Source organism: Cytobacillus sp. FSL R5-0569 (assembly GCF_038007265.1).
Classification (GTDB): Bacteria; Bacillota; Bacilli; order Bacillales; family Cytobacillaceae; genus Cytobacillus; species Cytobacillus kochii.
The window spans coordinates 1,577,782-1,592,029 of the sequence record NZ_JBBOWW010000001.1 but is presented as its reverse complement, the minus strand read 5'-3'; the positions used below and the strand labels follow the sequence as shown (position 1 = coordinate 1,592,029).

Below are 14,248 nucleotides of genomic sequence, written 5' to 3'. Positions count from 1 at the left end.
AATTATTCAGTTACATACCACTCATGTGTATTTGTTTCGTTGTAACCTACAGCATTAATATGAACTCCTTGAAGGCGCTTATTAATACCATATAAATCTAGATTTTCCCATAATGGAATACCAGGAAGCTCTTCATTGATAAGTTTTTGCCATTCAACATAAACCTCTTTACGATATTCTTTGTCGAACGCTTTCTCGCTTAAACCTTCATCTAGCAACCTTTGATTATCTTCATTTACCCAACGTCCATAGTTCCACTCTGCATTATTCGCCCATAGGCCAGATGGATCCGGATCAGAGCCAGTACTCCATGAACCAAAAAATGCTTCTAACGCTTCATCATCTTTATCTTTCATATCATTGTATAAGTTAAATTCGACTAATGATCCAGTCGCTAATTCCGTTTTTACGCCAATATCATTCCATGATTGGATGATTGCTTGAGAACGACCTTCAAATGTTGCATTCCCAGCATAGTGACCAAATGAAATGGAGAATGGTTCTCCTTCAGGATCTTCTACAAAACCGTCCCCATCAACGTCTTTATAGCCGGCCTCAGCTAGTAGCTCTTTCGCTTTTTCTGGATCATACTCATATTGATTTAATTCTGACTCCTCTGCTGCAATCCAGAAAGTTGAAGGAATAACTGTGTTAGATACTGTACCTTTACCTGATAAGAACGCATCAATCATCGCTTGACGATCAAGAGCATGAATTAAGGCATGGCGTAACTCTTTGCTTTTAAATTTGTCAAAATCATCAACATTTGTACGTGTTTCTTGATCACGGTGACCAAACCTTAAACCGATATAAGAATACCCTACACCTTTTGTTTCTTCAACTGTGATATGTTCCATCGTTTCAAGTTCTTCTACTTGTGCAGGAGCAACGCCCATAATGTCAACTTCACCATTCTGCAGGGCACCATTTGCTACTGCCGGATCAATCACTTTGACTACTACTCCATCAAGTTTTGGTTCACCTTTATAGTAATCTACAAACTTCTCTAACTCTACATATTCACCAGCTTTAACAGACTTAACTTTAAATGCTCCTAGACCTACTGGTGTTTGTCTAACTTGTTCTGATTCACCAAGCTCTGCTATAGCCACTCCCTCATAATGCTTTTTAGGCATTGGATAAGACCAAAGATTTTCAAGATTATTGATTTTTACAGATTCAAATGTAATTGCAATCGTATATTTGTCAACTAACTCAATTCCTTCAATTGTCTCCGCTTTTCCATCCTTTTTTTCTTTAGCTCCTTTAATACCTTCTACATAATTAAAACGTGGGCCAGTATACTCAGGATCAGCCATTGTTTCCAATGCAAATTGGTAGTCTTCTGCTGTTAGTTCCTCACCATTATGCCATTTTACGCCCTCTTTAAATTTGAACGTATAAGTGAGCTTATCATCACTAATTTCCCAAGTGGCAAGGTCTGGTTCATATTCTAATTCGTCATTTACTGAATAAATACCATCAGTCATGAAATTCAAGATTTCGGCATCAATCGCACTGCCATAATATGCTGGCTCTAATACACCCTCTGGAGCAGATGTCACTGCTACTGTCACATTTCCACCCTCAACCGGTTCACCAGTGTTGGCTTCGTCTTTATCTCCATCTTTTTCATTCCCACTCGTTTCGTTCCCGCTATTACAAGCTGCTAGAAACATAGAGAATACGAGTAATAACGAAATTAACCAAAAAGATTTCTTTTTCATTGTTCTCCCCCTAAATGATTTTTTAGTTATATAAATGACAAGCTACGTTATGACCAGCCTTCACCTCCTTTAAAGTCGGTTTCACTTCCATGCACTCTTTCATGGCATGTGAACAGCGTGGATGAAACGGGCAACCCGTTGGAGGATTGGCCGGACTTGGTACATCACCTTCTAAGATAATTCTCTGTTTCTTCTTTCTCGGATCCGGCTCAGGTATGGCCGAAATCAAAGCTTGTGTGTATGGGTGAAGTGGTTCTGCAAAAATACTATTCTTATCAGTTACTTCAACAATTCCACCTAAATACATCACAGCAATTCGATCACTCATATGCTTAACAACACTCAAATCATGTGCAATAAATAAAAATGTTAATTGAAATTCATTTTGCAGTTCCTTTAAGAGATTCAATACTTGGGACTGTACAGATACATCAAGTGCTGATACAGGTTCATCCGCAATAATTAGCTTTGGACGTAGTGCTAATGCTCGCGCAATACCAATCCTTTGCCTTTGACCACCAGAGAATTCATGAGCATATTTATAATAAGCATCTGACGGAAGTCCGACCTTATTAAGGAGATCCATGACTTCTTCTTTTAATTCTTTCACTGATTTCCCTCTAAAATTAACGAGCGGTTCTGAGACGATGTCCCCAACCATTTGCATTGGATTAAGTGAGGCGTATGGATCTTGGAAAACCATTTGAAAATCTTTGCGAATTGCTCTTAAAGTTTTTCCTTTCAAACTTGAAATATCTTGTCCATCAAAAATAATTTTTCCATCTGTTGGATTCATAAGTTTTAAAAGCGTTCGACCTGTCGTTGATTTGCCGCAACCCGATTCTCCAACAAGTCCAAATGTTTCGCCATTATGTATTTGAAAACTAACTCCGTCTACAGCTTTGACATGTCCTACCGTTCTTTGAAAAAAACCTGCTTTAATCGGGAAATATGTTTTTAAATCTTCTACTTCTAATAACACTTCTCGCTTCTCAGCTGTGTTATTTGACATATGTATTCCTCCCATTAGTCTGATAGCTGTTCTCATATAAAAGACAAGCAGCCTCATGTCCATTTTCAACAAAACCTAATAAAGGTGTGATTTCAGTACATTCAGGCATTCTTTTTGGACAACGATCAGCAAATCTACAACCAACTTCTGGCATATCTTTAAGGGATGGTACTAAGCCGTCAATCGACCCTAATTCTTTCTCTTCTTCATCCAATTTAGGGATCGATTGTAATAATAACTGTGTATAAGGGTGTTTAGGGTTATGAAAAAGTGCATCTACATTTGTTCTTTCAACAATTTTCCCAGCATACATAACAATTACATCGTCACACATTTCAGCAACGACCCCAAGATCATGGGTAATGAGAATTATTGCCATATTATTGATTGATTGAATTTCCCTTAATAAATCTAGTATTTGGGCTTGTACTGTCACATCTAATGCAGTCGTTGGCTCATCAGCTATAAGTAACTTTGGTTGGCAGGCAATCGCAATAGCAATCATTACCCGTTGCCTCATTCCCCCTGAAAGTTGATGGGGATATTCATCAACGATATTCTCTGGCCTTGATATGCCTACTTGTCTTAAAAGATGGATGCTTTTTTCTCGCGCATCCTTTTTCGAAATCTTCTGATGATTAAAGAGAATCTCCTGTAATTGAAAACCAATTGTGAATACAGGGTTAAGTGCCGTCATTGGTTCTTGGAAAATCATTGAGATATCATTACCTCGGATGGTATTCATTTGATTAATGGAGTAATTCTCAATATTCTTACCTTCAAAAACAATTTCACCACCAGTGACTTTTCCTGTTTCCTTCGGTAATAACTGCATAATGGACATAGACATGACACTCTTTCCACAGCCTGATTCTCCCACGACACCAAGAATTTGTTTTTTCTTTACGTCAAAAGATACATTATCTACTGCGTGATAGACCTTTCCGTCTATATCAAAACCTGCTTTTAATTCTTTTACTTGTAAAATTGTGTCCAAGCTAGGACTATCTTCTTTTCCTACCATTTCAACACCTCAATCGTAATATCTTACAGTATTGTAAAATATTTAGTACTAGGATTAATTATCTGTATATTATTACAAATAGATTACGAATACAAGGAATTTTTTCAAAAATCTATCTTTTGATAATATTATAAATAGTATGGAGTGGTCATGAAATAGTTCTTACATCCTGTTACTTGTATGTTAATATAAGGAAAAAATACTATTTTACTTACTTTGACAATTTCCTTATTTCCTTTACATGTTTTCTCACCTACTCTATTCTTTTTCCCACTGAGGCAAAAATAACTTCGAAGGAATAACCATGCTTTCTTTAAGCTTGATTTTCTTTTCATTGTCATACATTGAGACAATTTCATAGCCAATGGAATAGCCAAGCATTTTTGGATATTTCCCCTCACCGAATAGAATTTGGTCATGTAATTCATTGTCTCTCTTTATGTCTATATTGTTTTTTACATATTTATGCCAATAGTATCGTATTCTTTCTCTATCATGTTCTGTGCACCACTTTGAACGATACGATTTTCCACAACTCTTCTCCACTGCCCATTCTGCTAATCCTTCTAATACTATGCTATCCAATAGTGTATACTCAGCCATTTCTTTTTTTAATCTTTTCATTCTGCAGATATGATGGTATTCATGAACAAATAATGCTTCTAACTCTTTCTCATCTTCTAATGGAGCGAGAAATAAAAACATCTTGTCAGGGAATGACAAGCCAGACTTCACATAAGATGTTCTAAAGAATAATCCGCCTTGTGCAATTGGAAATAAGTAAATTGGGACATCTGGCCCTTTCCAGTTTTTTCTATACTTATTTAATAACAATTCAACCTTTTCCCATGTTCTATTTTCTTTTAACTGTTTGAATTGTTCTTTATTCCTTCTATTTGGTGAATACATGCCAAAGGAGGATAAGAATTGGTATAACCTTTGTGGCTCGTTTTCATGGAATGAATCTAACAATGGTTCAATTAACTTTTCTGGATCAGTAAAATGCTGATTTAACCATTCATCTGTTCTAATTACCGGCATATGTTTCTCTCCCATCAAATGTTGTTGTTTATTTTATGGAAGAGACAAATAATCGGTTCAAAAGAAAACCATAAAAATATAAAAAACACGGACAAATTCCGCCATGTAACAAAGCAGAACTTATCCGTGTTTCATTTTATTATTGATATTTTTTGAAGACGATTGTTGCGTTATGACCACCAAAGCCTAATGAGTTACTCATAACAGCTCCAATAGTTTTTTCTCTTGATACATTAGGTACATAATCTAAGTCACAATCTGGATCTTTTGTATTGTAATTAATCGTTGGTGGCAACGTACTATCTCTTAACGCTAAGATAGAGAAAATCGCCTCAACGCCTCCGGCAGCACCTAGAAGGTGACCTGTCATAGATTTGGTTGAACTAATGGCTAAATGATAAGCATGTTCACCAAAAACACTTTTCACTGCAACAGTTTCATATTTATCGTTATAATCTGTGCTCGTACCATGAGCATTAATATAATCGATTTGTTCAGGAGTGAGTCCCGCATCGTCAAGTGCCATTTTCATTGCACGCGCACCGCCTTCCCCCTCTGGTGCAGGTGCGGTAATATGATAGGCATCTCCAGTAGAACCATACCCAACAATTTCAGCATAAATATTGGCACCGCGAGCTAGTGCATGTTCTAATTCTTCAAGAATGAGAATACCTGCACCTTCTCCGATAACAAATCCATCTCTATCTTTATCAAATGGACGACTTGCTGTAGCTGGATCTGGATTGGTAGATAGCGCTGTGTTAGCACAGAATCCTGCAACAGACATTCTCGTAATTGGTGCTTCTGCTCCTCCTGTTACCATGACATCAGCATCACCACGCTGAATGACTTTAAAAGCATCACCGATTGAATTCGTTCCAGTTGCACAAGCGGTTACTGTACAAGAATTCACTCCCTTTGCACCTAATGTGATTGATACTTGCCCTGCAGCCATATCCGGTATCATCATTGGTACAAAGAATGGACTCACTCGGCGGTAGCCTCTGTTTAAAAAGGTTTCAAATTGATTCTCGAATGTTTCCATTCCACCGATTCCTGATCCTACCCAAACGCCAACACGATGCGCGTTTTCATCATTTATCGTCAAATTAGCATCTTTCACTGCCATGATTGAAGAAGCCACTGCATAATGAGTAAAGCGATCCATCTTTCTTGCATCTTTCTTCTCTAAATACTCATGAATATCAAAATCCTTCACTTCCGCAGCTACTTTAGCAGGATATTCATCAGCATTTAATCTTGTTAGCGGTCCTACTCCAGATTTTCCAGCTTTAATATTACTCCACGACTGTTCTACATTATTTCCAACCGGTGTTACTGCTCCAAGTCCTGTTACAACGACACGTTTTTTTTCCACTATTATGTCACTCCTTTTATATCAATAAAACCTATTATATTTATACTTATTTTCCCCATTTTAAAGCGATGGCTCCCCATGTTAATCCGCCACCAAATCCGACCATTACGATAATATCATCATCTTTAATTTTCCCAGCTTCTATCTCCTCAATCATAGCAATTGGTATAGAAGATGCTGATGTATTACCATATTTATCAATTGTTTTTGACATTTTTTCAATTGGTAACTCTAAACGTTGTCTAGAAGCTTCCATGATACGAATATTTGCTTGATGAGGGATAAGAAAATCTACATCCTCTTTTGTTAAACCTGCTTTTTCTAATACATTAATACAACTTTCACCCATTTGTCTAACAGCAAACTTATAAACTTCTCTACCATTCATCACAATGTACTTATCTTGATAGAGATGCTTCGCTCCACTCCCATCTGCTCCTAGTTCAAATGATAAAATGCCTCTTCCTTCAGATACAGGGGCAATGACAGCAGCACCCGCACCATCTCCAAAAAGGACAGCTGTATTACGATCAGACCAATCGGTTACTTTAGACAGCTTTTCAACGCCTACCACTAGTACATTCTGATACGTTTTCGTTTCAATAAATTGTTTCGCTGTAATCACACCGTACATAAAACCAGCACAAGCTGCACTTACATCCATAGCTGCTGCTTTCTTTGCCCCTAACTTTTCCTGCAATAAACAAGCAACACTTGGAAATGGCTGATCTGGTGTGACAGTTGAGACAATAATTAAATCGATATCTTCAGGAGACAAGTCTGCATCCTGTAATGCTTTTTTTGCAGCAGCGAATGCCATATCAGAAGTATCTGTATCGTCATCGGCAATCCGCCTTTGTTCGATACCTGTTCTCGTGCGGATCCATTCATCTGAAGTATCCATTATTTTTTCTAAATCAGCATTCGTTACTATTTTTTCGGGCAAGTATCTACCTAAGCCAACAATTCCAGCATTCATCTTTCCCACTCCCTTTTTCTTTTCCACTTTGTCGTTATAAGAAATTCAACCTTTTTGTTTACGAGAAATAAAATTTAATATCAATTATTAGTACTTGGTACTAATTTTATCAAATAAGCAGGTATAGTTTCAATATTTTTCTTCATAATTATTATTTTCGTCCAACCTTTTCTTTTATTCACCCATATATTATAAGGAATAACCTATACAATAGAAGATCAAAAGGAGGATTGCTTATATGAGTGAAGAACCGTTTTTTAATCAATTTATGTTTGGTAATAGAGATGCTCGTCAAAGTGAAGATTGGATTCTCGGAAGAAAACATCAGCAGGAGGAGGAAAAATCACCTTCTATTTTGAATACAATCGAACAATTAGATTTAGGGGAATTAATGGTCAATATGTCTCAATTAATGGATTCTGCAGAGGAATTAAAACCACTTTTAAAACATGCTGCTCCAATCGTTGAAGTCTTTATGAATAAAAAAAGCTAACGGCGATCCCACGCCGCTAGCTTTTTTCTTATTCATGCTCTTTTTGTGCATCTGCTTTCCCTAATTCATAAGCTTCATTCATCACTTGTGTAAACATCGTCATAAACGGTTGAATCATTTCCATTGATAAATTTACACCTGACTTTTCTAGTACCGCTTTTGCTTCAGGTAGATATTTCATCGCGATTTGCATAAATTCCATTGTTTTATCATTTGACATTCTGTGATCCTCCTATGATGGTTCTTTCGGTAAATTACCTGTTTCTTTATATTTTTTTACTGCTGCATTTAATTGTTGAATAAAGGTTGGAGATAATTCTGGACTATACGCACCTAATGAAATGACATCATCTTGAAAGTCAAAAGAAAGGTTCCCAGACTGCAGTTCTCCATTATGAAATTGTTCTGCTACTATTTCATACAAATGGTCAACATGTTGAATTGTACTTGTTAATACTGCTGATTTTCCTAAATGGGATTGGTCAGAAACATAACCAATGGCATATAAACCATGCTCTTTTACTTTTTCAATGACAGGGACATTATATCCATCACCTGCTGGATAAACGACATCTGCTTTTTCTATGACCAACTTGTCCATTAACCCCGCAGCCTTATGGGCATCATCCCAATTTTCAACATAATGTATTTTAACATTTGCTTCATCATTTTGAAAGTTCACACCATCAATAAAACCTTTTACTTCTGGCTGCCATTCAAATGCCGCAATAATACCAACAATATTAGTAGATGTCATCTCACCAGCCACCATACCTCCGAAAAAGCCCATTGCATATCCTTCAAAATTTAAACTTGTCGTATTTTCATTTTGTGCGTCCCCGTTAAAGCTTATAAACTGAATGTCTGGATATTGTGCTGATATTTGATTAAAGTACTCTGCATATTCATTTCCATGTCCAAAAATTAAATTGACCCCTTTTTTTGAAAATTCCTTTACCGCTCTTTCGACAACGAGTTGTGAGTTCATTCCTTCTTTATAATACACATCAATATCATAAGTAGACTGTATCTTGAGTAGGCCTTTATACCCTTTCGTACCCCACACTTGATCATTAATGGTATCCGGCACTAATAAGCCAGCCTTTTGCAGCTGACCCCCAGAAAATACCTGTCCACATGACGATAATAGAAGAAGGCATAGAACCAAACTCCCCCACTTAATTAAAGCTCTCTTCATTTCTATATCTTTCGCCCCTTTATGTTAGTTGATTTTTTCTTTCGAAAAGACCAACTAACATCATTCTAACCTTTTATCCTAGTGATTGAAAAGGTTTTTCCGATGAAAGTACTTTTATATTTATGGGAGAATATCCACATGTCTTTTCTGTTGACTAAGCGCTTTTTCCACCGATAGATGGTTATTAATATGAATTGTTTGAGGTTCGTCTCTTAAACTGTTATCTTCTTTTACAGTATGACTTCCAAGATTAATTTGTAAATAATCTACACATTGCTGCCAATGGTTTTCAATTCCACTGCTAATTATTTTTTCTCCACTCTTATTGTTTGATAAAAAATCATGCAATAAACAGGTGATGGCTTCGTCAATATAAACAGCATCAGCTCGCCATTCCTTTTCACTGACACTTTTATTGTGGTTATTATGCATTAGCTTTTGTTGAAAAAGCATTTCTTCCGGTTGAAACGGTCCATATACTGTTGGTAAGTAATAGATATGAGCATGAGAAAAGGTCTTTTGCACCCATTTTTTTGAATGACCTGTATACAACCATTGAATGGGCAAAGTAATCACACATTTTCGCTTTTCAAAAGAAATTTTATCTAAGATAGGAACTAAAAACCTCTCCATATTTATATCTTTAATATATAAACTGTAACCATCAATAAAAACAGTGGCCTCATCTTCGAGCAAAGTGTTTAAACTATCTATATCCACTTCAGTTAAGTTCGCATTTCTCCCAACGGATAATTGTTTTTCTAAAGCATCATCTGCCTTCAATGAATTGAGCAGTAAAACCTCTGTCCCTTCTTCTAACAACCCTTTACACGTAGCAAAACCTACAAAACTATAACCATCAATTACAACTGCTTGCTTCATACCCCAGCCTCCAGTCGTCTGTTTTATTGTATACTATGCGGAATTATCTTTATATATCATCGAAATCTCTCACTCAAATATGACTTATAACAAACTAGCAAGTTTTACATAACAAAAAAATTGTCTGAGGGATTTTTTCCTCAGACTTATAATATCGTCTCATTTTCGTTGAGAAATCGAATAATATGGTAGCTTAAACTATGCCTTTTCTCTGGTAATAAATAATTGATTGAGACTTGTTGATTGTTTTCTGACCATTTCACTGATAAGTCTTTTAAATGATGAGATTGTTTATATGCACGACTACTTGAGAGGATATGAATGATTTTTACTGGGAGGTCTACTTGAAGGAATTGTTCTTCATTTATTGCGATGGATTCATCTATCTCTTTAATATTACTCACAAGTGCAGCCTCAACTTCTTTCTTTAATTTTTTATAGAAAAATTTATGTTCTTTTTCTTGTTCCAAATGTGTTTTTAATGAAAAGATGGGATTGATAAACGTAATCGACCGTATATTCTCATTCATTTCATTCATTAATGCACCAGCGACAAGTGCGCCCATACCTTCAGCAATAATATGGATTCTTTCATTAATAATTTCATGTCTAATCGTATGGGCATACAATCTTTTTGCCATTTCAATGGCTTTACGACTTCCCCAATTTCGCCCATATAGATTCGAATAAAAGATAGTATAACCATCTCTTCTTAAGGCTGATATGAGAGATGATTTCCCTTCATTTTGTGTCCAGAAGCTTTGTTTCTCATCAACAAAATGGCGTTCATCCCCAATGATAAGAATACCGAAACCACTTGGCTTTTCTGGGTAATGAATCATATTCCATTCTGTATGCAGTTGAAAGTTTCGGCTATCCATTTTATTAACCCCTTTACTGTTGTTCATACTAATGTATGATTGTACAGGTAATTTGAATAGGATATTTGCCTAGCTTTTAATGAATTAGTTCAAACGCTTGATTCCAACTGTTATTCACATTTTAGACATAATCCTATGAAAAAAAATCAGTGAATCACGTTTATAATCCAACCATTGTATGATACTATTAAATAGACTGACATACGTATGAGGTGAGTAAAAATGCAATACATTTGGACGTTCATTTGGACATTCTTACTTATGAATATGGTTACTTATGTAGTAAGCAACATGAATGGTGTAAGTTATGATTTACAAACAGCAACCGTCCTTTCGGTTGTAGTAAGTATTCTTCTTTACATTCTTGCTGCTGTCATTCCTGCAGCACCAGAAGAGAAGGAAGGACTACATTAAGAATGGCAACAAAAGTCATCCAATATGGATGACTTTTGTTTTTTTACTTTCGTTAATATATCCAGTTTATGCTATTTTCTACTGGTTCATGATTGTTTTATGATGAGTTTTGTACTGTCACTAGAGATAGCTACATGTGATTTCGCTTGGATATTTCCCGCAATCATTTCTTTTGCTAATACTGTTTCAATTTCTCTTTGCATGTAACGCTTCAATGGTCTTGCACCGTATATGGGATCAAAAGCCGTTTCTGCAATAAAAGCCTTTGCCTTATCATCTATCGTTAAGTTAATTTGTTGATGAGTTAACCTTTGTTGTAGTTCATGGATTAGTTTTTCAACAATTCCTTTCATCTCTTCTTTACCTAAAGGATGAAATAAAATAACCTCATCTACTCTATTTAAAAACTCTGGCCGGAAATGCGATCGTAACATTTCTAATACTTTATTCCGAGTTTCTTCTATCATACTACCCTTCTCTTTCGCTTCATCGCGTTCAAGCAAAATATGAGATCCTATATTTGATGTCATTATGATGACGGTATTCTTAAAATCAACTGTTCGACCTTGAGAATCAGTAACCCTTCCGTCATCCAACATTTGTAAAAGAATATTGAACACTTCAGGATGTGCTTTCTCTATTTCGTCTAGTAATAGGACGGCATACGGATTCCTGCGAACCGCTTCTGTTAATTGTCCACCTTCTTCATACCCAACATACCCTGGTGGTGCACCAACTAGTCTTGATACCGCATGTTTTTCCATATACTCTGACATATCAATTCTAATGATATGTTCCTCACTATCAAATAAAGATTCCGCTAAAGCCTTTGCCAACTCTGTTTTTCCAACTCCTGTAGGACCTAAGAAAATAAAAGAACCAATCGGCCGTTTCGGGTCTTTTATGCCTGCTCTTGCTCGTAAGACCGCATCTGAGACAAGTGTGACGGCATCATTTTGACCGATGACCCTTTTTTGTAGAATCGACTCTAATCGCAATAACTTCTCCCGTTCACTTTCAACTAATTTAGAGACAGGTATACCAGTCCATCTCGATACAATATCAGAAATTTCTTCTTCGGTTACCTCTTCACGTAATAAACGGTTCTCATTTTCTTTATTATTCGCCTCTTCTTCTAATTGTTGTAACTCTTTTTCACATGCAGGGATTTTCCCATGTCTTAACTCTGCTGCCTTATTAAGGTCATACTTATTCTCAGCTTCCTCTAGCTCTCTTTTCAAAATTTCTAACTGCTCTCGTTTTGATTGTATCGATTGTATCGCAGCCTTTTCTGTTAACCATTTCGCTCTCATTTCTTTCGCTTGTTCCTTAAAGTTAGTAAGTTCTTCTCTTAGTTTCTCTAACCTACCTTGACTGATTTCATCAGACTCTTTTAGCAGAGCGGCCTCTTCAATTTCAAGCAACATTACCTTTCTTGTTACTTCGTCCAGCTCCGTAGGCATAGAGTCAATCTCTGTCCGGATCATTGCACATGCCTCATCAATTAAATCAATCGCTTTATCTGGTAAAAAACGATCTGTAATATAACGATCAGATAAAGTAGCTGCTGCAACAATAGCCCTGTCATGAATATTAACCCCATGATGAATTTCAAATCTCTCTTTTAAACCTCTTAAAATAGAGATAGAATCTTCTACATCAGGTTCTTTTATTAATACTTGTTGAAACCTTCTCTCTAATGCCGGATCTTTTTCAATATACTTTCTATGTTCATCCAATGTTGTTGCGCCAATACAATGTAGCTCACCTCGGGCAAGCATCGGCTTCAACATATTACCAGCGTCCATCGCACCTTCTGTTTTACCAGCTCCAACGATTGTATGTATCTCATCTATAAACAGAAGAATACGACCATCACTCTTTTTAATCTCTGCTAACACTGCTTTTAAGCGTTCCTCAAATTCACCTCTAAATTTAGCACCAGCAATTAACGCACTCATATCTAATGAGAAAATCGTCTTATCTTTCAGTCCCTCTGGTACATCTTTTCTAACAATTCTCTGTGCTAATCCCTCAACAATTGCTGTTTTACCAACACCTGGCTCCCCGATGAGGACAGGATTATTTTTCGTTTTCCTTGAAAGTATGCGAATTACATTACGTATTTCTTGATCTCTGCCAATGACAGGATCTAATTTCCCTGTTTTCACTTCTTCCACTAAATCTCTACCATATTTATGAAGTACTTCATAAGTACCTTCTGGGTTTTGTGATGTCACCTTTTGATTCCCCCTGATCTCTTCAATTGCTTGTTTGATATCCTTCTTTTTCATTAAAAAGAGGTCTGTAACATTCGTCTTTGCCACAATCACTGCCCATAAAACATGTTCAATGGATATATAATTGTCCCGCCATTGCAATCTTAATTCTTCTGCTTTTGACAAGGTTTTTCTTAAATCATTAGTAAGATAAAAAGAATTTAAATCCGCACCACTTCCACTAACCCTGGGTTTTCTTTCTAATAAATGTTGCAATGATTGTTTCACATTTTCAATTGTAAAATCACTTCGTCTTAAAATATTTGTAAAAAGATGATCCTCCTGCAAGAAGGAAAGGAATAGGTGCACCGTATCCACCTCTTGGTGACCTTTATTTGTCGCCATCCTTTTGGCAGTCATTAAACCTTCTTGCAAAGAGGTTGTCATTTGATTAATATCCAATCGCAAGTCACACTCCTGACCTTTTTTGACCTTTGTTTTATTATAAAATTATTTCCTACCATATGTAAAGCCATCCACATTTTGGGATGGCATCTGATCGGTTTCATTATTATGGTTTTCTTTGATAAGTCCATAATCGATTATGGTTTGAGTTTTCAGGAAATCGATCACCCGCACGAAGACTTACCACTTGTGGGTTATTCACATTACTGCCAGTTTCTCCAATTTCAATATATTTACCATTATTCGGCGCTTTCTGCCCTGCTCTAAATTGTCGATTTTGTCCCAAAATGAGCACCTCCTTCAAACTTACACTTTTATTATTTCCGCGAGAAGGAGGAATCATAAAGGAAATTGTAGGTATTGTGTTTTACTCAAATCAGATTGCAAGCCTAGCTTTGGCGCTTTTATTGTTGGGTGTACTTTTTAAATCACTCTTACTCCGCAGCTATCTTTGCCCATTTTTCCTCTCAATGGAAGAGCTATACCTTTTTGCTCACCTCAAACTGCCTAAATTCTCCTCTAATGATAAAAAGCA

14 protein-coding genes are annotated in these 14,248 nt (G+C 36.3%); 2 read left to right on the top strand and 12 right to left on the bottom strand.

Annotated elements, in window-relative coordinates; genetic code table 11:
• Positions 1–2: 2 nt before the first annotated feature.
• The 6 genes from opp4A to MKX78_RS08205 all read right to left on the bottom strand — a co-directional run bounded on the left by opp4A (position 3) and on the right by MKX78_RS08205 (position 7,161).
• Positions 3–1,727, bottom strand: coding sequence for an oligopeptide ABC transporter substrate-binding protein (opp4A, locus tag MKX78_RS08230; RefSeq protein WP_095369808.1), 1,725 nt, complete (start codon positions 1,725–1,727; stop codon positions 3–5).
• 22 nt (positions 1,728–1,749) lie between these two features.
• Positions 1,750–2,739 (bottom strand): ABC transporter ATP-binding protein, encoded by a 990-nt coding sequence (locus tag MKX78_RS08225; RefSeq protein ID WP_095369809.1) that lies wholly within the window; start codon positions 2,737–2,739, stop codon positions 1,750–1,752.
• A complete protein-coding gene (locus MKX78_RS08220) occupies positions 2,729–3,763 on the bottom strand; it encodes an ABC transporter ATP-binding protein (protein WP_191814890.1) in 1,035 nt (344 codons plus the stop codon). The genes MKX78_RS08225 and MKX78_RS08220 overlap by 11 nt, the downstream gene beginning before the upstream one ends.
• 258 nt (positions 3,764–4,021) lie before the next feature.
• Complete coding sequence (locus tag MKX78_RS08215; RefSeq protein ID WP_191814889.1) at positions 4,022–4,804, bottom strand: DUF2268 domain-containing protein; 783 nt, start codon at positions 4,802–4,804, stop codon at positions 4,022–4,024.
• A 139-nt stretch (positions 4,805–4,943) separates the two neighbouring features.
• Positions 4,944–6,182, bottom strand: coding sequence for a beta-ketoacyl-ACP synthase II (gene fabF, locus MKX78_RS08210; protein WP_095369812.1), 1,239 nt, complete (start codon positions 6,180–6,182; stop codon positions 4,944–4,946).
• Positions 6,183–6,228: 46 nt separating this feature from the next.
• Positions 6,229–7,161, bottom strand: coding sequence for a beta-ketoacyl-ACP synthase III (locus tag MKX78_RS08205; RefSeq protein ID WP_095369813.1), 933 nt, complete (start codon positions 7,159–7,161; stop codon positions 6,229–6,231).
• A gap of 238 nt (positions 7,162–7,399) precedes the next feature.
• Between MKX78_RS08205 and MKX78_RS08200 the strand changes: the two genes are divergently transcribed.
• Entirely contained in the window at positions 7,400–7,654 is a 255-nt protein-coding gene (locus tag MKX78_RS08200) for a hypothetical protein (RefSeq protein WP_095369814.1), read from the top strand.
• A 28-nt stretch (positions 7,655–7,682) separates the two neighbouring features.
• On the opposite strand, the gene MKX78_RS08195 is transcribed toward MKX78_RS08200, so the two are convergent.
• The 4 genes from MKX78_RS08195 to MKX78_RS08180 all read right to left on the bottom strand — a co-directional run bounded on the left by MKX78_RS08195 (position 7,683) and on the right by MKX78_RS08180 (position 10,615).
• Positions 7,683–7,874, bottom strand: coding sequence for a ComZ family protein (locus tag MKX78_RS08195; RefSeq protein ID WP_307317888.1), 192 nt, complete (start codon positions 7,872–7,874; stop codon positions 7,683–7,685).
• A gap of 12 nt (positions 7,875–7,886) precedes the next feature.
• A complete protein-coding gene (locus tag MKX78_RS08190) occupies positions 7,887–8,852 on the bottom strand; it encodes a BMP family ABC transporter substrate-binding protein (RefSeq protein ID WP_095369816.1) in 966 nt (321 codons plus the stop codon).
• Between the two features lie 120 nt (positions 8,853–8,972).
• Positions 8,973–9,734 carry a hypothetical protein gene (locus MKX78_RS08185; protein ID WP_095369817.1) on the bottom strand — a complete coding sequence of 254 codons (762 nt, stop codon included), beginning with the start codon at positions 9,732–9,734 and terminating at the stop codon, positions 8,973–8,975.
• A 146-nt stretch (positions 9,735–9,880) separates the two neighbouring features.
• Positions 9,881–10,615 carry a hydrolase gene (locus tag MKX78_RS08180; protein WP_307317891.1) on the bottom strand — a complete coding sequence of 245 codons (735 nt, stop codon included), beginning with the start codon at positions 10,613–10,615 and terminating at the stop codon, positions 9,881–9,883.
• Positions 10,616–10,837: 222 nt separating this feature from the next.
• Between MKX78_RS08180 and MKX78_RS08175 the strand changes: the two genes are divergently transcribed.
• Complete coding sequence (locus MKX78_RS08175; RefSeq protein ID WP_191814879.1) at positions 10,838–11,029, top strand: YjzD family protein; 192 nt, start codon at positions 10,838–10,840, stop codon at positions 11,027–11,029.
• Positions 11,030–11,115: 86 nt separating this feature from the next.
• Here the strand turns inward: MKX78_RS08175 and clpB are convergent, their stop codons facing one another.
• Positions 11,116–13,710, bottom strand: coding sequence for an ATP-dependent chaperone ClpB (gene clpB, locus MKX78_RS08170; protein ID WP_341050449.1), 2,595 nt, complete (start codon positions 13,708–13,710; stop codon positions 11,116–11,118).
• A gap of 109 nt (positions 13,711–13,819) precedes the next feature.
• On the bottom strand, positions 13,820–13,999 hold the full coding sequence (locus MKX78_RS08165; RefSeq protein ID WP_095369821.1) for a YjzC family protein: 180 nt from the start codon (positions 13,997–13,999) through the stop codon (positions 13,820–13,822).
• Between the last annotated feature and the right edge of the window lie 249 nt (positions 14,000–14,248).

What these genes read in the sequence shown, in the direction of transcription:
- opp4A (WP_095369808.1), bottom strand. Translation starts at nt 1,727, where the DNA reads ATGAAAAAGAAATCTTTTTGGTTAATTTCGTTATTACTCGTATTCTCT.
- MKX78_RS08225 (WP_095369809.1), bottom strand. Translation starts at nt 2,739, where the DNA reads ATGTCAAATAACACAGCTGAGAAGCGAGAAGTGTTATTAGAAGTAGAA.
- MKX78_RS08220 (WP_191814890.1), bottom strand. Translation starts at nt 3,763, where the DNA reads ATGGTAGGAAAAGAAGATAGTCCTAGCTTGGACACAATTTTACAAGTA.
- MKX78_RS08215 (WP_191814889.1), bottom strand. Translation starts at nt 4,804, where the DNA reads ATGCCGGTAATTAGAACAGATGAATGGTTAAATCAGCATTTTACTGAT.
- MKX78_RS08205 (WP_095369813.1), bottom strand. Translation starts at nt 7,161, where the DNA reads ATGAATGCTGGAATTGTTGGCTTAGGTAGATACTTGCCCGAAAAAATA.
- MKX78_RS08200 (WP_095369814.1), top strand. Translation starts at nt 7,400, where the DNA reads ATGAGTGAAGAACCGTTTTTTAATCAATTTATGTTTGGTAATAGAGAT.
- MKX78_RS08195 (WP_307317888.1), bottom strand. Translation starts at nt 7,874, where the DNA reads ATGTCAAATGATAAAACAATGGAATTTATGCAAATCGCGATGAAATAT.
- MKX78_RS08190 (WP_095369816.1), bottom strand. Translation starts at nt 8,852, where the DNA reads ATGAAGAGAGCTTTAATTAAGTGGGGGAGTTTGGTTCTATGCCTTCTT.
- MKX78_RS08185 (WP_095369817.1), bottom strand. Translation starts at nt 9,734, where the DNA reads ATGAAGCAAGCAGTTGTAATTGATGGTTATAGTTTTGTAGGTTTTGCT.
- MKX78_RS08180 (WP_307317891.1), bottom strand. Translation starts at nt 10,615, where the DNA reads ATGGATAGCCGAAACTTTCAACTGCATACAGAATGGAATATGATTCAT.
- MKX78_RS08175 (WP_191814879.1), top strand. Translation starts at nt 10,838, where the DNA reads ATGCAATACATTTGGACGTTCATTTGGACATTCTTACTTATGAATATG.